The sequence below is a fragment of the Nonomuraea diastatica genome (assembly GCF_004349015.1).
GTDB lineage: Bacteria > Actinomycetota > Actinomycetes > Streptosporangiales > Streptosporangiaceae > Nonomuraea > Nonomuraea diastatica.
In genome coordinates this window covers 1-21,508 of sequence record NZ_SMKP01000079.1, presented here as the reverse complement: position 1 = coordinate 21,508, position 21,508 = coordinate 1, and the positions used below count along the sequence as shown (strand labels likewise).

The following is a 21,508-nucleotide window of genomic DNA, read 5'->3' as shown; positions in this document are numbered from 1 at the left end:
CGGCACGGCGAAGCGGGCCCCGGGTCACCACCCGGGGCCGCCCGGCGCTGAGAGGCGGGAGCCGGGCGGCTACCCGTGGGCGGCGTGGGTCCGCGGATCGCCCGCGACCTCGCGGCTGTGCGCCAGCAGGGCCGGGTAGTCGGTGGCGATCCCGCCCAGCACCGCCTCGACGGCGCTCTCCACCTGGTCCCCGGTGATCGGCGCGTGCCCGAACAGCGCGCGGTAGTGCACCAGCGAGCCCAGCATGTCCAGCACCAGCTCGCGGTCGAGGTCGGCCCGCAGGTCGCCGCGCGCCACCGCACGCTCGATCATCTCGGCCACCGCCGCTCTCGGCGGGTCGAACAACGTCGTCATGAACGTCTCGCGCGCCTCCGGCTCGGCCGCGCAGTCGGCGAACAGCGGCTCCAGCACGCCGGGCCTGATCCGGCGGAACGCCGCGACGAAGACGTTGATCCCCTCGTTGAGATCGCAGAGTGTGCAGCCGGTGTCGGGCGTGCGGGCGGTGCCGAGCCGGGTCGCCAGCGCTGCCAGGACGAGACGCCGCCGGTCGGGCCAGCGGCGGTAGATCGCCGGCTTGGTCGCGCCCGCGCGCCGGGCGACCTCCTCGATGGTGAGCCGGGTGTAGCCGGCCTCGTCGAGCACGGCCAGGGTCGCGTCCAGCACGGTCCGGCCGATCTGCGGGTCGCGCGGGCGGCCCGTACGCGGGGCCCGCCCCTCCTGACGTGGTTGCACGAGCCCGAGTCTACCCATTATATTACGTTACGCCCCGTAATGTTATGAGGAGGCTCCCCTATGAACGATCTCTCCGTGACGGTGCTCGGCCTCGGCGCCATGGGCGGCGCCCTGGCCCGCACGTTCCTGGAGCACGGGCACCCGACCACGGTCTGGAACCGCTCCCCCGCGAAGGCCGGCCCTCTCGTGACGAGCGGAGCGCGGCACGCGGGCACGGTCGCGGACGCCATGGCCGCGAGCGACCTCGTCGTCCTCTGCCTGACCGGCCACGACGCGGTCATGGAGGTGCTCGCCGCCGGGGGTGCGGCCGCGGCCGGCCGTACGCTGGCCGACTACACCACCGGCACCCCCGACGAGGCCCGCGAGAGCGCCGCATGGGCGCGCGAGCACGGCGCCGTCCACCTCGACGCCGTCATCCAGGCGGGCCCCGCGGACATCGGCACCCCGGCCGCCACGCTGGTCTACAGCGGCCCGGCGCGGGCGTTCGCGGCCTGCCGTCCGGCGCTGGAGCCGCTCGGGACGACCCACCACGTCGGCGAGGACCCCGGCCAGGCCGGGCTGTACGACCTCGCGCTGCTCGGCCTCTGGTACGACACCACGCTCGCCTACCTGAACGCCCTCGCGCTGGCCGGCGGGACCGGGGGCGTCGAGCCGGAGACGTTCGCGCCGTTCGCGGCCAAGCAGATGGGCTACGTCGTGGCGGCGGCCCAGGAAACGGCCCGCGAGGTCCGCGACCGCTCCTACCCGCGGGGCCCGGCCTCCCTGACCGAGCACGCCCCGGTGCTGGAGCACCTCGTCCGGCTACGCGCCGCCGCCAAGCTCGGCACCGCCCAGCTCGAACACCTCCTGGCCCTCGTCAACCGGCGCATCGCCGACGGCCGCGGCGACGAGGGCTTCACCGGCGTCGTGGAAGAGCTCGCACGCTGACCCCGCCCACACGGCCAGTCGTCTTTGCGAAGACGTCCACCTGGTGCAGTGTGGGAGTGAGCCTCCAGAGCCGGCCGAGGGGAAGTCACCATGCAGGCGAACGTCGGCGACACGCTGATCGTCCACGGCCATGTCGTGGGCCAGGGAGACAGGAGGGGCGAGATCATCGAGATCCGCGGCCCTGACGGCACTCCGCCCTACGTCGTCAGGTTCGAGGACGGGAGCGAGCATCTCATCTTCCCCGGACCCGACGCGGTGATCAGCCCGGCCTGATCAGTCGTCCTCCAGCGCGTCGAGTGCCCGGCCGATGCTGTCGCCCGAGCCGAACGCGACCTCGGTGCCCTCCTGGTCGCGCACGCTGGCGGTGGTCCGCCCGTGCGCGTCGAGGGCGAGGACGATGGTGCCGCCGCCGAGCAGCATCACGTCGGCAGTGGGCAGATGACGTGGAGCGGGGCCCTCGATCAACCGTGCGGCCGCGATCAGGGCGGCGACCGGCCTGCGGTGCCGGGACAGCAGCACGGGCTCGTACGTGTACGGGTGGGCGACCTGGCGTACGAGGTCGCCGAGCTTGCCGCGGGCCGTCGACACGGGCACCAGCGGCAGACCGCTCAGCAGCCCGGGCACCTCCGACAGCGGCACCAGCGCGGCCCATTCCGAGCGCTCCCGGGTGATCAGCGTGATGGCGCCGCTCCTGGCCTCCTGCACGAGCGAACCCCAGCGGGCGCGGGCGTCCTCCACGCCGAGCGGCGCGCCGAGGCGTGCCACGAGTTCGTCGTACGCGGGCCGTGCCGTGTCGATCACCCGCAGATCGTAAGCCCCCTTACGAAACATGCGCAAGCCGCCTGGCGACGCCGCGCATGCGGGAAGCCCGGGAACGCGCGGCGACCGTCATGCGCCGAGCCGGTCGAGGGCGGCCAGGTCGCCGGAGCCGGGCAGACCCCGCAGATGACCGCGCAAAACCTGTCGAGCCGGCACGATCCGGCTGGCTACAGTTTCCCCGTGCACGTTCACCTGGAGACCGAGCGGCTGATCCTGCGCCGCTTCACCGAGTCCGACGCCGGGCTGCTCTTCGCCCTGCACAACGACCCCGACGTCATGCGCTACCTCAACGGCGGAAAGCCGACGCCGCGCGAGGTGATCGTCGGCGAGACGCTGCCGAAATTCATCGCGACGGACTTCTTCGCCGCCGTCGAGAAGACCTCGGGGGAGTTCATCGGCTGGTTCCACCTGCGCGCGCCGGAGGGCAAGCCCGCCGACGAACCCGAACTGGGCTACCGGCTGCACACGTGGGCCTGGGGCAAAAGGTACGCGACCGAGGGCTCGCGGGCGCTGATCCGCGAGGCGTTCGAGAAGCTGGGCGCCCGCCGGGTGTTCGCCCAGACGATGGCCGTCAACCTCGGCTCCCGGCGCGTTATGGAGAGGTGCGGGCTGCGGTTCGTGCGCACCTTCTTCGAGGACTGGCCCGACCCCCTCCCGGGCTCCGACCAGGGCGAGGTGGAGTACGAACTGCTGCGCTCCGAGTGGCGGCCGTACCGCTGAACGGCCCCTCAGGGCGCGAGCCCGCGCTCATAGGCGTAGATGACCGCGCGGACCCGGGTCCGCACCCCGCGTCTGCCTTTCGACAGGTCTTTCCCACCGTACGGTCCCTCGCCGGAGGGCACCGCGCGCCGAAAACCTGGTGCACTGGTCTGACCAGTCGTTAGGGTGCCTCGTATGAGATATGACGCGCTGTTTCGCCTGGACGGGCGGCGGGCCGTGGTGATCGGGGCCGGAAGCGGGATCGGCCGGGAGGCGGCGCTGGCGCTGGCCGCGCACGGCGCGTCCGTGGTGTGCGCCGACCGTGACCTGGCCGCGGCCGAGGAGACCGCCGGGCGGTGCGCGGGCCGTGCGCGGCTGGTCGACGTGCTGGACTCCGCCGCCGTGCGCCGGCTCGCCGACGAGGAGCCCGCCGACGTCCTGGTGTTCACCGCCGCGACCAACGTGCGCAAGCGACTGCTCGACTACACCGGCGAGGAGTTCGACCGGGTGGTGGGGCTGAACCTGCGCGGCTCGTTCGACGTGGTGCGGGCGTTCGGGGCGGGCATGGTGGAGCGGGGGTGCGGCTCGATCATCGGGTTCGCCTCGATCCGGGCGTCCGTCACTGAGCCGGGGCAGAGCGTCTACTCCGCCACCAAGGCCGGGCTGGTGCAGCTGCTGCGGACCGCCGCGGCCGAGTTCGGGCCGCACGGGGTGCGGGTGAACGCGATCGCGCCCGGCGTGGTGGAGACGCCGCTGACGGAGCAGATCAAGAACGACCCGGGCTGGTACGACGCGTACGCCGCCAAGAGCGCGCTCGGCCGGTGGGCGGCGGCGGAGGAGATGGCCGGCGCCGTGGTCTACCTGGCGGGTGACGCGGCCAGCTTCGTCACCGGCTCGATCCTGTACGTCGACGGCGGCTGGACCGCCGTGGACGGCCGCTTCGACCCCCCGAACTGACCCTGCCGGCGCGGCGGCGGTCAGGAGGATCTGGCGATGTGCGTGTCCGTGCCGTGGGTCCAGCGATCACCTCCAGCCACGGCTTCACGCTAACACCAGGGCCGGGCCGTTCACCGCGGCCGGCAGGGGAACATGACCTGCGGCATAGGCCACGGTCGTACCCGGATAGGCCGCCGGCTGGATTCGCCTCGCGCGGCGTTTCCCTACCTTCGGCGACATGACTTCTCCTGCCGTCGCCCCCACCGGCGCCGCCACGGGCGCCGGACGTGACACCCATCCCCTGCTCACCGTGCTGCTGGCGCAACTGATCTACGCGGCGGGCCTTCTCGCGGGCGTGCTCCTGTACCAGACGCCGGGCGCGGCGCTGGCAGGAACGCAGCCGTCGCCGCCGCTCATCGCCGTCTTCGCGGTCGTGAAGCCCGTGATCGGGCATGCGCTCATCTTCCTGCTGCTCTGGGCCTGGACGCGGTTCTACGAGCGGCGGCCGTTCGCCGCCTCGCTCGGCCTCACGTGGACCGGCTCGCCTGGAGAGCCCGCCACGGCCGGCCGTTCACGGGGCTACCGACCACGGTGCTGCTCGCGCTCCTGTGCGGCGCCGCCTACCGGAAGCGGGGCCGGCGGGTCACGCCTGTGGCCGGATGATGGCCATCCTGGTGACGGTCAGCTCCTCGATGGCGAACCGCGGGCCCTCGCGGCCGGCGCCCGAGTCCTTCACGCCGCCGTACGGCATGTTGTCCGCCCGGAAGCCGGGCACGTCGTTGACCACCACTCCCCCGGCCTCGATGCGCTCGATGGCCGCGAACGCCGTGGCCAGCGACCGGGTGTAGACCGCCGCGTGCAGTCCGTACCGTGAGGCGTTGACCGCGGCGAAGGCGGCGTCGAGGTCGGGCACCGAGCGCACGCACACCACCGGGCCGAAGATCTCCTCGTCCCAGGCGGCGGCCCCGTCGGGGACGCCGGCGAGCACGGTGGGCGCCAGGGCGCGGCCGCCGGGCTGCTCGCGGTGCCCGCCGATGACCGGCTCCGCTCCCGAGGCGGAGATCCACGCGAGCACGCGGTCGGTGGCGGCCCCGTCGATGAGGGGGGCGACGCGGGTGCCCGGCAGGCGCGGATCGCCGACGGTGACACTCTTGACCCGCTCGGCCAGCAGGGCCAGGAACCGGTCGCGTACGGGCTCCTCGACCAGCACCCGCTGCACCGAGATGCACGCCTGGCCGGAGGCGTAGTAGCCGCCGCGCACGACAGCGTCGGCGGCGGCCTCCAGGTCCGCGTCGGCCGCCACCACGAGCGCCGCGTTCGAGCCGAGCTCCAGCAGCACCTTGGTGGGGGCGGCGCCGCGCGCGATGGCGTGACCCGCCGCGGCCGAGCCGGTGAACGAGACCGCGCCGATCCGCCGGTCCTCCACCAGCGTCCTGCCGACCTCGACGTCCCCGGTGACGAGCTGCACGGCGGCCGGGGGCAGTGCGCCGGCCGAGCGCAGCAGGTGGACCAGCCAGAGCGTGGCCAGCGGGGTCGCGGGCGCCGGCTTGACGATCACGGGACAGCCGGCGGCCACGGCCGGGGCGATCTTGTGCGCGGCGAGGAGGAGCGGGTAGTTGAAGCCGGTGATGCCGACGACGACGCCGATCGGCCGGCGCGTCCAGAACCCGATCAGGCCCTCCCCCGACGGCAGCAGGTCGAGCGGCACGGTCTCCCCGTGCAGCCTGGCGACCTCCTCGGCGGCCGTGGCCAGGGTGACCAGCGTCCTGGCGACCTCGACCTCGCAGTCGGCCAGCGGTTTGCCGGTCTCCAGGACGAGGAGCCGCTCGAACTGCTCGCGGGCCGCCTCCAGCGCGTCGTGGGCGTGCATGAGGGCGGCACGCCGGGCGTGCGAGGGCAGCCCTGCCATGGCGGGGGCGGCGGCCAGCGCCGCGTCGACGGCCTGCCGGGCGTGCTCCGGCGTGCCCAGCGGGGCCGCGGCGACCCGGGTGCCGTCGTAGGGGAAGATCACGTCGGTGGTGGCCGCGGTCGCCGTCCATCCGTCGCCGATGGGCAGTCCGGTGGGCCAGGCTTGCTCGATGCTCATGGCTCTTTCCGTAGGGCGCTGGGAAACACGTCGAGGTACGCGGGCGCGCCCTCGCGGCCGGTCGCGGCCAGGACGGCGTGCGCCACCGCGCGGCTGAACACGTCGGCCGCCGCCGCCAGGGCGTCCTGGAGCACGTCGTGGTCAGGGGCGGGGCAGGCGCAGGTGGCCAGGGCGAAGATGGTGTCGCCGTCGGTCATGGTGTGCGCCGGCCTGATCGCCCTGGCCAGGCCGTCGTGGGCGACCGCGGCCAGCTTGCCGCACTGGGCCTTGGTGAGGGTGAGGTCGGTGGCCACCACGCCGATGGTGGTGTTGAACGACGGGGCCTTCTCCGGACGCCAGGCCGCGGCCTCCTCCGGCGCGGGCGGCTCAAGGGCGAACTCTCCGGGGAGGCCGTACCTCGCGCCGGCGAGGGTGGCGTCGGCGGGGTCGAGAACGGAGCCCGCGGCGTTCACGACGGCCAGGGCGGCCACCGTCGTGCCGTCGGGAAGCACGGCGCTGGCCGTCCCCACGCCTCCGGCCAGCCCGCCCGCCACCGCGCTGGTCCCGGCCCCGACCGACCCGTTCGCCGTCGCCGGCGCCGTCGTGCACGACACCCCACCGTCCCGGGTTCCCGCCTGCGGGACGTCGTACGCCGCCGGGGAGAGGGCGGCGTCGTAGGCGGCTGCGCCCAGCGCGGCGTCAGGGACGGCGCGGAACGTGCCGCCCCGTCCGAGGTCGAAGATGACGGCCGCCGGGACGATCGGTACGGCACCGCCCTTCACGGGGTAGCCGACGCCCGCGTCGGCGAGCCGGTCCACCACCCCGCACGCCGCCCCGAGCCCGAACGCGCTCCCGCCCGACAGCACCACGGCGTGCACACGCTCCACCAGGTTGCGCGGGTCGAGCAGCTCCGTCTCCCTGGTGCCGGGCGCGGCCCCGCGCACGTCTACCCCGGCCACCGCGCCCCCTGCGGGCGCCACAACCACGGTGGTGCCGGTGCGGTGACCGCCGCCGACCCGCTGCGCGTGGCCGACGCGCAGGCCGGGCACGTCCACCAGCGCGTTGACCGGGCCCGCGGGCATCAGTGGTCCCCGGTCAGGAACCGGCGGGCGGCCTCGGCGAACACCTTGGCGCACTGGACGATCTCGGCCACCTCGACGAACTCGTCCGCCTGGTGCGCGATCCACTTGCCGCCCGGTCCGTACACGACGGAGGGGATGCCGCCCCAGTGGGTCAGCACGGTCCCGTCGGTCGAACCGGGCACCCCGCCGTACACCGGTTCCCGCCCCGTCACGGTGCGGTGCGCGGCGGCCAGCGCGGCCACGACCGGGTCGGAGACGGGCACGTCCACCGGCGGCCGGTCCACCAGCGTCGACACCTCGGCGGTGATCCCGTCGCGGGAGGCGAGGGCCGCCACCCGGTCGGCGATGACCTTGTGCTCGACGCCGGGGATGGTCCGCACGTCGACGAAGACGGAGGCGACCGCGGGGATGACGTTGACCTGTTCCTCGGACCCGGCCCGCAACACGGTCGGCGTCACGTACACCTCGCCGAGGTGCTCGTGCGCCGGATGCAGCGCCTGGAGCTCGTCCTGCAGGGACCGCAGGCCGGCGAGGAGCTCGCCCACGGCCTGGATGGGGTTGCGGCCGTGCTGCGGCATCGCGCCGTGGGCCATCTTGCCGGTGAGGTCGACGCGGAGCCGCAGCGCGCCCTTGGCGACGGCGCAGATCTCGCCCGCCTCGGGCTCGGCGACGATCGCGCCGTCCACGTCGGCCGCCAGGTCTTCGGAGACGAAGTGGTGCGCGCCGATCATGAGGCCTTCCTCGTCGGCCAGCGCGCACACCTTGATCCGGCCGGGGAACGGTCCAGCGAGTTGCAGGGCGCGGGTGGCGTAGAGGGTGGCGGCCAGGCCGGACTTCATGTCAGCGCTGCCCCGGCCCCACAGCCGCCCGTCGCGGATCTCGCCACCGAACGGGTCGACGGTCCAGGTGGACAGGTCCCCCTCGGTCACCACGTCGGTGTGGCCCTCGAACATCAGGGTCGGCCCGTCGCCGCCGCCGCCCTCGACGACCGCCACGACGTTGGGCCGTCCTGGCGCGGCCTCGTACACAACCGGTTCCCAGCCCCACTCGCGCATCTTCGCCGCGACGAGCTCGGCGGCGGGCCGCTCGTCGCGGCCGCGCGCCGGGTCGTTGGTGCTGGGGATCCGCACCAGCGCCTGCGTGAACTCCACCACGCCGTCGGCGTCGACCTCGATCACCACAAACCCTCCAATGTCGGTACGGCCCGCAGCAGCGTCCGCGTGTACGGGTGGGCGGGCGCCTCCCAGACGTCGTCCACGGGCCCGGTCTCCACGATCTCGCCCGCGTTCATGACCGCGACCGTCTCGCACACGTGCCGCACCACGGACAGGTCGTGCGAGACGAAGACCAGCGTGAGACCCAGCTCGTCTGCGAGGTCGGCCAGCAGGTTGAGGATCTGCCCGCGTACGGACACGTCCAGGGCGCTCACCGGCTCGTCGGCGACCAGCACCTTCGGCCGGGGCGCGAGCGCGCGGGCGATGGCGATGCGCTGCCGCTGCCCCCCGGAGAACTGGTGCGGGTAGCGGTCGGCGGCCTCGGGCGGCAGCCCGACCGCGGCCAGCAGTTCGCTCACGCGGTCGCCGGCCGGCAGGCCGAGGGCGACGAGCGGCTCCGCGACGAGGTCGCGTACGCGCATGCGGGGGTCGAGCGAGCTCATCGGGTCCTGGAAGACGATCTGGAGGTTCTCGCGCAGGAACCGCAGCCGTCTCTCCGGCCGGCCGGCGACCTCCTGCCCGTCGAAGCGGATGGAGCCGCTGGTGGGCCGGTCGAGCGCGCACAGCAGGCGGAGGAGCGTGGACTTGCCCGACCCGGACTCGCCGACGATGCCGAACCGCTCCCCGCGCCGGATGGTCAGCGACACGTCGCGCAGCGCGTGGACGGCGGCGCCCGGCCTGGTCAGCGAGGTGCGGGGCCGGTGGTAGACCCGGTTGAGGCCGGTCGCCTCAATCAGCGGGGTGCCAGCATGCGAAGGCATGTCCGTCTCCTGTCAGCGCCGGCGCCGTCTCGCACGCGGGGGTGGCGTGCGGGCAGCGGTTCCTGAACACGCAGCCGTCGGGGAACTGGCCCGCCGACGGGACGCTGCCCCGGATGATGGGCAGCCGGGTGCCGCGCGGGGTGAGCTTGGAGGCGGCCAGCAGCCCCTCGGTGTAGCGGTGGCGGGGGCGGGTGAAGACCTCCCGGATGGGGCCGCTCTCGACGACGCGGCCGCCGTACATGACGAGGACCCGCTCGCAGACGGAGGCGACGACGGCGAGGTCGTGGGTGATGAACAGCAGCGCGGGCGCGACCTCGGCGATCAGCTCGAGCATCTGCTTCTGCACGGTGACGTCGAGCGCGGTCGTGGGCTCGTCGCAGATGAGCAGGCCGGGTCCGTTGGCCAGGGCGATGGCGAGCATGACGCGCTGCCGCTGGCCGCCGGAGAGCTGGTGGGGGTACGCGCGGGCGACCTGCCCTGGCTCGGGAAGGCGTACGCGTTCCAGCATCGCGACGGCGCGTTCGCGGGCCTCATGGCGCGGCGTGCCGTGCAGCGTCATGACCTCGGCCACCTGGGCGCCGACGCGCATGAGCGGGTTGAGCGCGGTCATGGGCTCCTGGAAGACCATGGACACGGCGCGCCCGCGCAGGTCCTTGACGCGGCTCTCCGGCACGCCGACCAGGTCGCGATCGCCCAGCCGGGCCGTGCCCGAGGCGGTGACGTCCTCCGGGAGCAGGCCCATGAGCGACAGCGCGGTCAGCGACTTGCCCGATCCCGACTCGCCGATGAGGCCGACCCGCTCGCTGGGCGCGATCGTGAAGGACACCTCGCGTACGAGCTCCAGCGCTTCGGCCCTGACGGTCAGCCCTTCGACCCTCAGCGTGCTCACCGGGTCGCTCACCGGATCCTCCTGAGTTTCGGGTCCAGGTAGTCGCGCAGGCCGTCGCCGAGGAGGTTGAAGCCGAGCACCGCCAGCGCGATCGCCAGGCCGGGCCAGAGCGCCAGGCGCGGGGTGGAGAACAGCAGTTCCTGCGACTCCTGCAACATCCGCCCCCACGACGGCGTGGGCGGGCGCGTCCCGAAGCCGAGGAACGACAGCGCCGCCTCCGCCAGGATCGCGATCGCGAACGACACCGACGCCTGCACGATCAGCATCGAGCCGATGTTCGGCAGCACGTGCCGCACGGCGATGGCGGGCCGCCGGCGACCCGCGGCCCTGGCGGCCAGGACGTAGTCGGTCACCATGACCTGCAGGGTGGCGGCGCGGGCCACCCGGGCGAACGCGGGCACGGTGGCCACCCCGATCGCGATCATCGCGGTGAGCGTGCCGGCCCCGTAGACCGCGCCGAACATGACGGCGAGCAGCAGCGCGGGGAACGCGAACACCAGGTCGTTGACCCGCATGATCAGCTCGGAGAGCCAGCCGTGCGGCGTCATCCCGGCGATCATGCCGAGCGGGACGCCGAGCGCGGCGGCGATGCCGACGGCCACGATGCCGACGTAGAGGGTGGTGCGCGCGCCGACCATGAGCTGGCTGAAGGTGTCGCGGCCGAACTTGTCGGCGCCGAGCGGGTAGCCGCCGCCTGGCTCGCGCAGCTTCTGCGCGGCGTCCACGAGGGTGGGGTCGTGCGGCGTCCAGAAGAACGACGCCACGGCCGTCAGCACCACGAGCCCGACGAGCGCGCCGCCGACGACCAGCCCGGCGTTCGTCCTGCCCCTCATCGCACCCTCCGGTTCACCGCAGCCTCGGGTCGAGCAGGTGGTAGGCGACGTCCACCGCGAAGTTGATCAGCAGGACAGCCGCCACCAGCACCATCACCACGCCCTGGACGAGCAGCAGGTCGCGCCCGGCGACGCCGTTCAGCAGCAGGTCGCCGAGCCCGGGGATGACGAAGACCCGCTCGACCACGACCGCGCCGATCAGCAGCGTGGCCAGTTGCAGGCCGAGCACGGTGACCACGGGAACGGAGGCGTTGCGCAGCCCGTGGCGCCACAGCGCGCCGGTGCTGCCGCGGCCCTTGGCGCGGGCGGTGCGCAGGTAGTCCTCCCGCATCACGTCGAGCACGGCGCTGCGCACGTAGCGGGTGAGCACCGCGCCCTGGACGAGCCCCAGCGACGCCCACGGCAGCAGGAGGCCGCGCAGCCATTCTCCCGGGTCCTCCGCGAAGGGCACGTAGCCGCCGGACGGCAGCACCTGGGCCTGGACCGCGAACACGAACACGAACAGGATGCCGGCCAGGAACGCCGGGATCGCGATGCCGACCTGGCTGGCCGCGCTGATCGCCGCGCCGAGCGGGTCGCGGTGGTGCACGGCGGCGAACGTGCCCAGCGGCACCGCGACGGCCAGCGCCACGGCCATGCCGCCGAGCACGAGCACGGCCGTCACGCCGAGCCGGTCGCCGATCTGCGGGCCGATGGGCGAGCTGGTCACGTAGGAGGTGCCGAAGTCGCCCTGCACCAGGCCGCCGAACCAGTCGAGGAACTGCACGACGGGGGCCCGGTCGGTGCCGAACTGCTCGCGCAGCGCGGCCACCGCCTCGGGGGTGGCGTTGACCCCCAGCGCGATCTCGGCCGGGTCGCCGGGCAGCAGCGCCATGAAGGCGAACACCACCACAGCGGCCACGGCGGTGCTCGCCATCAGCACCGCCAGCCGTTTGAGCAGGTAAAGGGTCACTGCTTGGCGAGTGCGGTGAAGTCGAAGGACTCCGAGATGGCGTTCTCCGGCAGGCCGGTGACGCCCTTCTTCGCCACGATCAGGTTGGGGAAGAGGAAGAGCCAGTCGGCGGCGGCGTCGTCGGACAGGAGCTTGGCGGCCTGCTTGAGGTCGTCGGTCTGCTCCTGCTCGGTGCCCTGGTCGGCGGAGGCGAGGAGCTTGCCGAACTCGGGATTGTCATAACCGAAGTAGTAGGACTTATCGGCGAAAATCCCCATGTCTCGGGGTTCGACGTGGTTGATGATCGACAGGTCGTAGTCGCCCTTCGTGAACACCTGGTCCAGCCAGCGTGCGGGGAACTCCAGCGGCTCGATCTCGGCCGTGATGCCCACCTGGGCGAGCTGCGACTTGACGACCTGGGCGCTCGCCACCGCGTACGGCAGGTTGGGGATGCGCATCTTGACGTCGTACGTCTTGCCGCCGAGCAGCTGCTTGGCCCTGGCCGGGTCGTACGGGTAGTCGCCGGTGCGGTCTTCGTACCACGGGTCCGTGGGCGGAACCATCGAGCCGATCAGCCCGCCGCGCCCGGCCCAGGCAGTGTCGAGCAGCGCCTTGTGGTCGATGGCGTGCCGGACGGCCTGCCTGGCCTTCTTGTCGTTGAACGGCGGGCGGTCGTTGTTCATCGACAACACGACCTCGCCGTTGGTGGTGCCCTCGATGACCTCGAAGCGGTTGGGGTCGGCGAACTGCTGCAGCGACTCGGGCGCCTGCACGCTGGAGATGACGTCGATGCCGCCGGTGAGCAGCGCGTTGTTCATCGCCGTCGCGTCCTTGAAGTATTTCAGCGTGATCGACGACAGCGGCGGCTTCGTGCCCCAGTAGGAGGGGTTGGCGTCGAGCTGGATGGAGTCGCCGCGCCGCCACGAGCCGAGCGTGTACGGCCCGGTGCCGACGGGCTTGTTGGCCAGGTCGGACACTCCCGTGCGGCTGAACATCGCGCCCAGCCTGGTGGCCATCGCGTAGAGGAAGCCGTTGCTCGGCTGCTTGAGCGTGACCACGGCGGTGGAGTCGTCCTTCTTCTCCACCTTGTCGACGACGTCGAGCTGCGACTTGATCTTGAGCTTCCAGTCGGACTTCACCCGGTCGAGCGAGAACACCACGTCGTCGGCGGTGAACGGCGCGCCGCTGGAGAACGTCACGTTGTCGCGGAGCGTGAACGTGTAGGTCTTCCGGTCGCCGGAGACCTCCCACTTCTCGGCCAGCAGTGGCACGATCTCGCCGGCCTGGTCGAGCTTGACCAGGCCCTCGTAGACGTTGACGAGCAGCGCCTGCGGGATCGCGGCGCCCTCGGTGGAGGTGAAGTCGAGGTTCGCCGGCTCGGCCACGAACCCGACGGCCAGCGACTGGGCCTTGGGGGTGCCGGACGCGGATCCACCGCTGTCGCCGCCGCAGGCGGCCGTGGCCAGCAGAAGACCGCCGACGGCGATCCAGATGCCGATGCGCCTCATGTCTTCAGCCTCCTGGCTAGTGCACTGGTCGGACCAGTAGGCTGCACATTGCCAGTCGTCGGCGGCTCGGGTCAAGGGGGATTGCATGGGTGGTCCGCGGTTCGAGCCGGTGCGTGCCGTACACGCCTATGAGCGGGTCGTGGAGCAGGTCGAGGAGGCCATCGAGAGCGGCGCGCTCAGCCCCGGCGAGCGGCTGCCGAGCGAACGCGACCTGATGGTGCAGTTCTCGGTCAGCCGGTCCACCGTGCGCGAGGCGCTGCGGGTGCTGCAGGCCCGCGGCCTCGTCCGGTCACGTCCGGGCGATCCCCACGGGGCGGAGGTGCTGCCGTTCACGCCCGCCGCCCTGCACAAGTCGATGACCACGCTGGCCAGGGTGGCGGAGCTGTCGCTGGCCGAGCTGGTGCAGTTCAGGATGGTGCTCGACTCGTCGGCCAGCCTGCTGGCCGCCCGGTTGCGCACCGACGGGCACCTCGCCGAGATGGGGGCGGCCGTCGCGCGCATGCGCGCCGCGACGGACCACGACGCGTTCGTGGCCGAGGACGTCTCCTTCCACGACGTGGTGGCACGGGCCAGCGGCAACAAGCTGATCCAGATCTGCACGGACGTCGTCCGCTCGATCGTGCTCGGGCTGATCTCGGAGAAGCTCGCCGCCGCCCCCGACCGGCAGGCGCTGATGCGGCAGACGATCAAGCACCACGAGGAGGTGCTGGCCGCGGTGCGCGCGGGAGACGGGCCGCTGGCCGCCCGGCTGACCCGCAAGGCGATGTACGACTATTACGCCGACTATGTGAGGGACGCCGAACGTCCGGCCCTGCGGGCCCTGCTGGAGTGATCGCGCTGACCCTGCACTGGCCACCTGCCCAGGGGCCCCGAATGTTATCTTGCCCACGTGCCGCTCGATGAAGAGGACGCGTTGCGCGAGGCGTTCCTGCGTGAGCCGCGCCGCTACACCAGCCACCAGGTCGCCGACATGGCGGGGGTGCCGGTCTACCGCGCGCGGCGGCTCTGGCGCGCCCTCGGGTTCCCCAACGTGGCCGACGACGCGGTCGAGTTCACCGACTCCGACGTCGAGGCGCTCAAGACGATGTTGCGCATGGTCGGCTCCGGCGCCTACGACGAGGAGCACATGCTGCTGATCGCCCGCTCCATCGGCCGGGCCACGACCAGGCTGGCCGAGTCGCAGGCCGAGGTGGGCGTGGAGTCGCTCGACCAGGCGGGCGTGCCGCTGGAGGAGCGTTCGCCGGCGTGGCGCAGGCGGGCCGAGCTCGTGGTGCCCGACCTGGCGCGGCTGCTGGTCTACGCCTGGCAACGCCAGCTCGCCGCCGCCGCGGGGCGCATCGCGGGCCAGGACATGAGCGCCGTGCGGCTGTCCGTCGGGTTCGCCGACCTGGTCGCGTTCACCCGGCTGAGCCGGCAGATCACCCTCGGCCAGCTGGCCCGGCTGGTCGACAGGTTCGAGGGGCGCTCGGCCGACATCGTGACCTCGTCCGGCGGGCGGGTGGTCAAGACGCTGGGCGACTCGGTGTTGTTCGTGGCCGACCAGGCGCACGTGGCGGCGGACATCGCGGTGCGGCTGGTGGAGACGCACGCGCGCGGCAAGGACATGCCGGAGCTGCGGGTGGGGCTGGCGGCGGGGCCGGTGATGTGGCGCATGGGCGACGTGTTCGGCACCACGGTCAACCTGGCCAGCAGGCTCACCGCGCTGTCGCTGCCCGGCACGATCCTGGCCGATCCGCAGCTGGCGGAGGAGCTCGAGGGTGACCGGGCGTTCCGGCTGCGGGCGGTCGACCGGCTGTCGGTGCGGGGGCTGGGCGAGCTCGTGCCGTTCACGGTCACGCGCGCCGAGACCACCTGACTCCGGTTTCCCGGGTGCCGGTGCCCGGCGACGCCGTGCGGCGTTCTTCGCGCGCGGGGCAACCTGACGTCACGCTCGATGCGTCACTACCGTCAGCAAGCTTCGAGGAGGCATCTCACGTTGGCGGATAGGGCGATATTTCATGACTTTGTGGCGACCAGGTCCGATCGACTGCTGCGCACCGCGTACCTGCTGACCCACGACTGGGGGGTCGCCGAGGACCTGCTGCAGGAGTCACTGGCCAAGGCCTGGTTCGCCTGGCCGGGCATCGACGAGCCCGAGGCGTACGTGCGCAGGGTCCTGGTGACCACGTACACGTCCTGGTGGCGGCGCAAGTGGCGCAGGGAGCTGCCCAGCGACGACCTGCCCCACGCCGTGGCGCATGACCCTCCCGGCGGCGAGCGGGAGGAGCTGTGGCAGGCGGTCGGCCGCCTGCCCGCCCGGCAGCGCGCGGTGGTCGTGCTGCGGTTCTACGAGGACCTGCCGGTTGCCGAGGTGGCCGGGCTCCTGGGCTGCCAGGAGGGCACGGTCAAGAGCCAGTGCGCCAAGGCGCTGGCCAAGCTGCGAGTGGACGAATCGATCGTGAAGGAGCTGCACCGATGAGCGCGCACGACCTGCGTGACGTCCTGCGGGAGCGGGCAGAGGCCCCGGCGCCCCCGAACCCGCACCGGCACGACCAGATCCGCTCCCGCATCCGCAGGACCCGCCTCCGCCGGGGCGGGGTGGCCGGCGCGGCGGTGGCGGCGGCCGTGGTGGCCGGCGTCTCCCTGATCCCCGGCGCGGCCGAGCCGCCCGCCCGGGAGATCACCGCGGCGGCCGAGCCCGCGACCGAGCTGCCGGAGCGGTTCACCGCCGACGACGGCACCGAGTACCGGCGGCTGGTCACGGCCGAGCTGGCGGCGAAGGGCGGGCAGAAGACGTCGGTCACGGTCCCGGTCTCCGGCAAGCCGCTGGACGTGGCCGGGGTGTGCGCGGGCACGTTCGGGAGCCGGCCGCCGAGCATCTCCGTGAACGGCAAGCCGTCCGCCCGGGCCACCTCCCTGAGATGCGGGAAAGACATGCAGCTCAGCCCGCTGGTCGTGCCGGAGGGCGCCACGGAGGTCACCGTCACGTTCGACACGAAGGTCTCCGCGTACAGCTGCGTGAGCGAAAGGAAGGGCGGGCCGTGCGAGCCGATCAAGCCGCGCTGGGTCGCCTGGGACCTGGCCGTCTACGAGTGGACACCGCCCGCCGAGCCGGTCGAGCCGGACGCGCTCAAAGCCTTCCCCGCCAGGCTGGGCGGTATGGAGCTGGCCGCCAAGGCGGCCGGCCTGGGGGACGAGGACCGCTCCTTCGAGCTGGTGGTCGAGAGCCCTGGCGGGAAGCTCGGCCTCGAACAGCTCTGCACGGGCGAGCTGGCCCCGCGCATGCGGTTCACCTACCGGATCGACGGCAAGGACACCGGCTCGACCGCAAGCTGCGGCATCTGGAAGAACGGCCCCTTCCCGCTGGCGATGAGCGAGCACGCCGTGCCCAAGGGCGAGCGGGTGACGATCACCGGAAAGGCGGCCCTGTGGGGTGCGGCAACCAACCGGCCGGTCCGCTGGTCGGTGGCGGCGTACGTGAAGTGACACGCTCCCGGCACGCCCACTGACCGGCCGCCGCCGGCGGCCGGTCAGAACCTGTCGCGCAGCTCCCGCTTGAGCACCTTGCCCGAGGCGTTCTTGGGCAGGGACTCCACGAACACCACCCGCTTCGGCGTCTTGAAGGCGGCCAGCCGCTCCCGCAGAAAAACGATCAGCTCCTCGGCCGTCACCCCGGCGCCCTCGCGCAGCACCACGGCGGCCGTCACCGCCTCGATCCACCGCTCGTCCCGCACCCCGAACACGGCCGCCTCCGCGACCTCCGGGTGCTGGTAGATGGCCTCCTCCACCTCGCGGCTCGACACGTTCTCGCCGCCCGACTTGATCATGTCCTTCTTCCTGTCGACCACGGACAGGTAGCCGTCGGCGTCCATGACACCCAGGTCTCCGCTGTGGAACCAGCCGCCGCGGAACGCCTCCTCCGTCTTGCCGGGGTCGTTCCAGTAGCCGAGCATGGCGTGCGGGCTGCGGTGCACGATCTCGCCCACCACGCCGGGCGGCACCGGCCTGTCCTCGTCGTCGACGATCCTGGTTTCGACGTTCAGGGCGGGCCTGCCCGCCGAGCCCAGCCGGGTGAGCTGCTCGTCGGGCCCGAGGATCGTGGCGACGGGGGCCATCTCCGTCTGCCCGTAGAAGTTGAACAGGCGCACCTCGGGCAGGCGGGTGGCGATCTCCTTCAGCACCTCCACGGGCATGATCGAGGCGCCGTAGTAGCCCTTGCGCAGCGACGACAGGTCGCGGCGGCCGAAGTCGGGGTGGCGGAGGAGGCCGATCCAGACGGTGGGCGGGCAGAACAGCTTCGTCGCGCGCTCGCCCTCGATCGTGGCCAGGATCACCGCGGGGGCGGCGCCGGGCAGGATGATGTTGGTGGCGCCCAGGTAGATGCCGGGCGTGAGGAAACAGTGCAGTTGCGCGCAGTGGTAGAGGGGCAGCGCGTGCACCTCGACGTCGTCGGGGCTCATCTCGCCGTCGGCCACGCACGTGACGTACTGGGAGATCAGGCTGCGGCTCGACAGCGTGGCGCCCTTGGGGCGCGACTCGGTGCCGCTGGTGTACATGAGCTGGATCGGGTCGTCGTCAGCGATGTCCACCTGCGGCTCCGACGCGTCGTCGCAGGCCGTCCAGGCGGCGAACGGCTCCCAGCCGTCCCCCGCCGCGCCGATCACCCCGCGCACGGCGACCCGCGGGCCCGCCGCCGCGGCGGCCACCGGCAGCAGCCCCTCCTCCACCAGCATCCCGGTCGCACCCGAATGCTCCAGGATGTACGCGACCTCGTCGCTCCCCAGCATGAAGTTGATCGGCACGGAGATCGCGCCCAGCCGGGCCAGCGCGAAATACGCGACCACGAACGCGTGGTTGTTATGGCTCAGCACCGCGAACCTGTCGCCCTTGCCGACGCCCCGCGCCGCCAGCGCGTTCGCCGTGCGGTTGACCATCAGATCGAGGTCGGCGTAGTTCTGCCGCACGTCGCCGTAGACGATGGCGGTCTTGGAGGGGTGGCGGGCGGCCGAGCGCCGCAGCAGGTCACCGATGGTATGCCGGCGGATCATGGGGACATCCTTCAGTCGCGCTGAACCATGTTCGGGCGATCCTAACGGTTCGCCGTCTCCTGCGCCCGCGCGCGATGCCGTCACCATCGGGTGGCGGGCATAGACGGTGGTCATCAGGGAACTCGCTTCGGTGACGACGTCATCTCAGCTCACGGAGATGCTCACGCGTCTCATCCGAGAGAGGCTGCGCCATCGCCATGCCGCCCATTCCAGAGATCATGCACCGTACGTTGTTCCGCGCCCTGTCGCTGCTCCCGCCGCAGGCCCAGGGCCTGGCCCTCGGCCGTTTCTTCGACTGGCGGCACCGGGTCCCCGACCCTTGGAAGTTGTCGTCCGACAGCTACGAGCGGCAGAAGTACGAGGCCACGCTGAAACACGTGCCGCCGAAGCCGTACCGGCGCATCATCGAGGTCGGGTGCAGCGAGGGCGCTTTCACCCGCGCGCTGGCGGCCGCCTATCCCGAGGCCGAGATCGTCGGGGTCGACGTCTCCGCGCGGGCGCTGGCGCGGGCCCGCCGCCGGGTCCCCGACACCGGCCGGGTGCGCTTCGTCCAGGCCGACATCCTCACCCATGTGCCCGAGCAGCGCTTCGACCTCGTGTTCTGCTCGGAGACCCTCTACTATCTGGGCCGCCACGAGCGCCTGCGCCGGGTCAGCGCCCGCCTGGGCCGGCTGCTCGTGCCCGGCGACGGGGTGCTCGTGGCCGTGCACCCGTGGCCAGAGGCCGGGCGGCTGCACCGCTGCCTCGACGCCGACGCGGCGCTGTCGCGGCTGGCCGAGGAGGTCTATCTGGCGCCTCCCCGCCCGTACGCCGTCACGATCTACACCACGAGGGCCGGCCCGCCGCCCGCGTGACTCATGGCCCCTCCCCCAGCAGGTCGGCGCGACGGGATCAACACGCCGTCGTCGTCGAAGGCGGAACGCCGGCCTGGGGCGCCGTGCTGCCCAGCCCACCGCACCCAGACGGGCTGGAGCGCGGGCAGCCTGCCCGGCCTACCCCGCACTCCTCTGGTCTCGTGCCTGGGAGGGGCCGGAAGCCGTGCTGCGTGGGCGTCCGGGCGGGCGGCGGTCGAGGGCCTGGGCCCATTTGACGGCCACGGCGGCCACCTGGACGAGTTCGGTACGCAACCGGTCCGGCTCGGTCTCCGCGAACGCCTCCATCACCTCCTCCGCCAGGATGTGCCGCCACGTCAGCGCCCCGGCGCGGGCGGCCGTGTCCGTCGCGTGCCGAGCCGCGTCGGACTCGGCCGCCGCCCGCTCGCCACCGGTGCCGTCGGGCAGGACCTGCATACCCCACCGCACGTCCTGCGCCGCCCGCTCCGCCGCCACGTCGGCGAGCACCCTCGCCAGCGAGCCCGGCACGCCCGCATCGCCGTCCCCCGCCACGTCCGCGAGCACCCTCGCCGGCGAACCCGGCACGCCCGCATCGCCGTCCTCAGCCATCTGCCCAGTCTGCCCCATGGGGTTTCTCATACCTCACCGGTCACGGAGGGCCCCTGGGCGGCGGCTCACCACGGAAGCCCGGCCCCAGGTCCGTCATACCGGCGCACACGTGATCCCTGAACGCCCGCGCCGCAGGGGGCAGCCGCTCGCCCGCCGGCCAGCTCACGCCGATCGTCCTGAACACCGGCGGCGACAGCGGGACCTCCATGACCCCGGCGACCGAGCCGGGCGGCCCGGAGCGGGGCAGGATCGCCACCCCCAGCCCCGCCGCCACGAGCCCGCGCACGGTCTCCGACTCCTGCCCCTCGAACACGATCCGCGGTTCGAATCCCGCCCTGGCGCACAGGTCGTCGGTGATCTGGCGCAGGCCGTACCCGGGTTCGAGTGTCACCAGCTCCTCCCCCGCCAGCTCGGCGGCCCGCACCCGCTTTCTGGCCGCGAACCGGTGGGAGCGCGGCACGGACAACACCAGCTCCTGGTCGGCGAGCGGCCTGCTGACCAGGCCCGGGTCGTCCAGCGGCATGGGCGCGAGGAACACCAGGTCGATCTCGCCCTCGCGCGCGGCCCGCAACATGTTCCGCCGCGAGCCCTGCACCAGGCTGAACCGGATCCCGGGATGGCGCTCGCGGAAGGCGCGGATGAGGGACGGGACGAGCGTACGGCCGAGCAGGTGCAGGAAGCCGAGCACGACGCGGCCCGTGGCCGGGTCGATCTCCTCGCGCACCTCGCGTACGGCGGCGGTCACCGAGCCGAGCGCACGGGCGGAGGCGGCGGCGAGCACGCGCCCGGCCCTGGTCAGTCGGATGCCGCGGCCGGCGGGGAGCACGAGCGGCGCGCCGACCAGGTCAGCGAGCGCGGCGAGGCGGCGGCTGGCGGTCGGCTGGGGGATGCCGAGCAGCTCGGCCGCGCGTGTCACGTGCCCGGTCTCGCCGACCGCCGCGATCAGCGCGAGGTCGGAAGCGAGGCGGGCGGCCAGCCGCTCGTCGGACTCATCCATCACAGTATGAATCATCTCCCATTTCTGCATTAGACGTATCTATGAGCCGTGCTTAGCGTGGCGCGGGTGGTGGTCACTCAGACTCAGGCACCGCCCGCGGGCACACGGCGGGTCAGCGCGGCCGTGGCGGCGGCCGGAGTGTCGTCGTTCGCCCTGCTGTACGCGCCCCAGCCGGTGCTGCCGCAGCTCGCCGGGGCGTTCCGGCTGGATCCCGGGAGCGCGTCGCTGGCGATCGGCGTGGCCACGACCGCGCTCGCCGTGACGGTGCTGCCGCTGGCCTGGCTCGCCGGGGTGGCGGGGCGGCGGCGGGTGATGCTCTGGTCGGTGCTGGTGTCGGCGGTGGTCGGGCTGCTGCTGCCGCTGGCTCCGTCGTTCTCCGTGCTGCTGGCGATGCGGGCGGTCCAGGGGGTGGCGATCGCGGGGTTCGCCGGGGTGGCGGCGGCGTACCTGGCCGACCAGCTCGGCACGGCGCGGTTGCCGGGCGCGGTGGGCGCGATGATCGCGGGCAACACGATGGGCGGGATGCTCGGCCGGCTGGGCGCGGGCTTCGCCGTCGGCCCGCTGGGCTGGCACGGCGCGCTGTTCGCCGTGGCGAGCGTCGCCCTGCTGTGCGCGCTGTTCACGGCCCTGGCCCTCCCCCGCGACC

Annotated in this window: 23 protein-coding genes; 10 read left to right on the top strand and 13 right to left on the bottom strand. The window is 72.9% G+C overall.

Features of this window, described 5'->3' with window-relative positions; translation table 11 throughout:
* Positions 1-69: 69 nt before the first annotated feature.
* Positions 70-732: a TetR/AcrR family transcriptional regulator gene (locus tag E1294_RS26260; protein WP_246083293.1), complete on the bottom strand. Its 663-nt coding sequence runs from the start codon at positions 730-732 to the stop codon at positions 70-72.
* Between the two features lie 60 nt (positions 733-792).
* Here E1294_RS26260 and E1294_RS26255 point away from each other — a divergent pair, with 60 nt between their 5' ends.
* Both E1294_RS26255 and E1294_RS26250 read left to right on the top strand, forming a co-directional pair.
* Positions 793-1,659, top strand: a complete 867-nt coding sequence (locus tag E1294_RS26255) for an NAD(P)-dependent oxidoreductase (RefSeq protein ID WP_132512569.1) — start codon at positions 793-795, stop codon at positions 1,657-1,659.
* A gap of 90 nt (positions 1,660-1,749) precedes the next feature.
* Positions 1,750-1,932 carry a DUF1918 domain-containing protein gene (locus E1294_RS26250; protein ID WP_132512567.1) on the top strand — a complete coding sequence of 61 codons (183 nt, stop codon included), beginning with the start codon at positions 1,750-1,752 and terminating at the stop codon, positions 1,930-1,932.
* Here E1294_RS26250 and E1294_RS26245 read toward each other — a convergent pair whose 3' ends face one another.
* On the bottom strand, positions 1,933-2,460 hold the full coding sequence (locus tag E1294_RS26245; protein WP_132512565.1) for a hypothetical protein: 528 nt from the start codon (positions 2,458-2,460) through the stop codon (positions 1,933-1,935).
* A gap of 198 nt (positions 2,461-2,658) precedes the next feature.
* Between E1294_RS26245 and E1294_RS26240 the strand changes: the two genes are divergently transcribed.
* Positions 2,659-3,198, top strand: a complete 540-nt coding sequence (locus E1294_RS26240) for a GNAT family N-acetyltransferase (protein WP_132512563.1) — start codon at positions 2,659-2,661, stop codon at positions 3,196-3,198.
* A gap of 174 nt (positions 3,199-3,372) precedes the next feature.
* On the top strand, positions 3,373-4,134 hold the full coding sequence (locus tag E1294_RS26235; RefSeq protein ID WP_132512561.1) for an SDR family NAD(P)-dependent oxidoreductase: 762 nt from the start codon (positions 3,373-3,375) through the stop codon (positions 4,132-4,134).
* A 622-nt stretch (positions 4,135-4,756) separates the two neighbouring features.
* Here E1294_RS26235 and E1294_RS26230 read toward each other — a convergent pair.
* The 8 genes from E1294_RS26230 to E1294_RS26195 are packed head-to-tail and all read right to left on the bottom strand — an operon-like array spanning position 4,757 to position 13,396.
* Complete coding sequence (locus E1294_RS26230; protein WP_132512559.1) at positions 4,757-6,199, bottom strand: aldehyde dehydrogenase family protein; 1,443 nt, start codon at positions 6,197-6,199, stop codon at positions 4,757-4,759.
* A complete protein-coding gene (locus tag E1294_RS26225; protein ID WP_132512557.1) occupies positions 6,196-7,260 on the bottom strand; it encodes a P1 family peptidase in 1,065 nt (354 codons plus the stop codon). Before E1294_RS26225 ends, E1294_RS26230 begins: the two co-directional genes overlap by 4 nt.
* The gene (locus E1294_RS26220; protein WP_246083292.1) at positions 7,260-8,438 is read right to left on the bottom strand and encodes a M20 family metallopeptidase; all 1,179 of its coding nucleotides are present in this window, start codon (positions 8,436-8,438) and stop codon (positions 7,260-7,262) included. The genes E1294_RS26225 and E1294_RS26220 overlap by 1 nt, the downstream gene beginning before the upstream one ends.
* Positions 8,435-9,235, bottom strand: coding sequence for an ATP-binding cassette domain-containing protein (locus E1294_RS26215; protein WP_132512555.1), 801 nt, complete (start codon positions 9,233-9,235; stop codon positions 8,435-8,437). Before E1294_RS26215 ends, E1294_RS26220 begins: the two co-directional genes overlap by 4 nt.
* Positions 9,204-10,136, bottom strand: a complete 933-nt coding sequence (locus tag E1294_RS26210) for an ABC transporter ATP-binding protein (RefSeq protein ID WP_246083291.1) — start codon at positions 10,134-10,136, stop codon at positions 9,204-9,206. The genes E1294_RS26215 and E1294_RS26210 overlap by 32 nt, the downstream gene beginning before the upstream one ends.
* A complete protein-coding gene (locus tag E1294_RS26205) occupies positions 10,133-10,957 on the bottom strand; it encodes an ABC transporter permease (protein WP_132512553.1) in 825 nt (274 codons plus the stop codon). Before E1294_RS26205 ends, E1294_RS26210 begins: the two co-directional genes overlap by 4 nt.
* Before the next feature lie 13 nt (positions 10,958-10,970).
* On the bottom strand, positions 10,971-11,909 hold the full coding sequence (locus E1294_RS26200) for an ABC transporter permease (RefSeq protein ID WP_132512551.1): 939 nt from the start codon (positions 11,907-11,909) through the stop codon (positions 10,971-10,973).
* Entirely contained in the window at positions 11,906-13,396 is a 1,491-nt protein-coding gene (locus E1294_RS26195; protein WP_132512549.1) for an ABC transporter substrate-binding protein, read from the bottom strand. The genes E1294_RS26200 and E1294_RS26195 overlap by 4 nt, the downstream gene beginning before the upstream one ends.
* 85 nt (positions 13,397-13,481) lie before the next feature.
* Between E1294_RS26195 and E1294_RS26190 the strand changes: the two genes are divergently transcribed.
* The 4 genes from E1294_RS26190 to E1294_RS26175 all read left to right on the top strand — a co-directional run bounded on the left by E1294_RS26190 (position 13,482) and on the right by E1294_RS26175 (position 16,861).
* Positions 13,482-14,228, top strand: a complete 747-nt coding sequence (locus E1294_RS26190; RefSeq protein WP_132512547.1) for a FadR/GntR family transcriptional regulator — start codon at positions 13,482-13,484, stop codon at positions 14,226-14,228.
* Positions 14,229-14,285: 57 nt separating this feature from the next.
* Positions 14,286-15,251: an adenylate/guanylate cyclase domain-containing protein gene (locus tag E1294_RS26185; protein WP_132512545.1), complete on the top strand. Its 966-nt coding sequence runs from the start codon at positions 14,286-14,288 to the stop codon at positions 15,249-15,251.
* Positions 15,252-15,329: 78 nt separating this feature from the next.
* Complete coding sequence (locus E1294_RS26180; protein WP_132512543.1) at positions 15,330-15,854, top strand: SigE family RNA polymerase sigma factor; 525 nt, start codon at positions 15,330-15,332, stop codon at positions 15,852-15,854.
* Positions 15,851-16,861 (top strand): hypothetical protein, encoded by a 1,011-nt coding sequence (locus tag E1294_RS26175; protein WP_132512541.1) that lies wholly within the window; start codon positions 15,851-15,853, stop codon positions 16,859-16,861. The genes E1294_RS26180 and E1294_RS26175 overlap by 4 nt, the downstream gene beginning before the upstream one ends.
* 44 nt (positions 16,862-16,905) lie before the next feature.
* Here E1294_RS26175 and E1294_RS26170 read toward each other — a convergent pair whose 3' ends face one another.
* Positions 16,906-18,423 (bottom strand): acyl-CoA synthetase, encoded by a 1,518-nt coding sequence (locus E1294_RS26170; RefSeq protein ID WP_220447943.1) that lies wholly within the window; start codon positions 18,421-18,423, stop codon positions 16,906-16,908.
* A 218-nt stretch (positions 18,424-18,641) separates the two neighbouring features.
* Here E1294_RS26170 and E1294_RS26165 point away from each other — a divergent pair, with 218 nt between their 5' ends.
* On the top strand, positions 18,642-19,277 hold the full coding sequence (locus tag E1294_RS26165; protein ID WP_165977482.1) for a class I SAM-dependent methyltransferase: 636 nt from the start codon (positions 18,642-18,644) through the stop codon (positions 19,275-19,277).
* 138 nt (positions 19,278-19,415) lie between these two features.
* On the opposite strand, the gene E1294_RS26160 is transcribed toward E1294_RS26165, so the two are convergent.
* Both E1294_RS26160 and E1294_RS26155 read right to left on the bottom strand, forming a co-directional pair.
* A complete protein-coding gene (locus tag E1294_RS26160; protein WP_220447942.1) occupies positions 19,416-19,865 on the bottom strand; it encodes a hypothetical protein in 450 nt (149 codons plus the stop codon).
* A 40-nt stretch (positions 19,866-19,905) separates the two neighbouring features.
* The gene (locus E1294_RS26155; RefSeq protein WP_246083294.1) at positions 19,906-20,862 is read right to left on the bottom strand and encodes a LysR family transcriptional regulator; all 957 of its coding nucleotides are present in this window, start codon (positions 20,860-20,862) and stop codon (positions 19,906-19,908) included.
* 66 nt (positions 20,863-20,928) lie between these two features.
* Between E1294_RS26155 and E1294_RS26150 the strand changes: the two genes are divergently transcribed.
* A partial coding sequence (locus E1294_RS26150; protein WP_246083289.1) for an MFS transporter occupies positions 20,929-21,508 on the top strand: 580 nt, incomplete at its 3' end.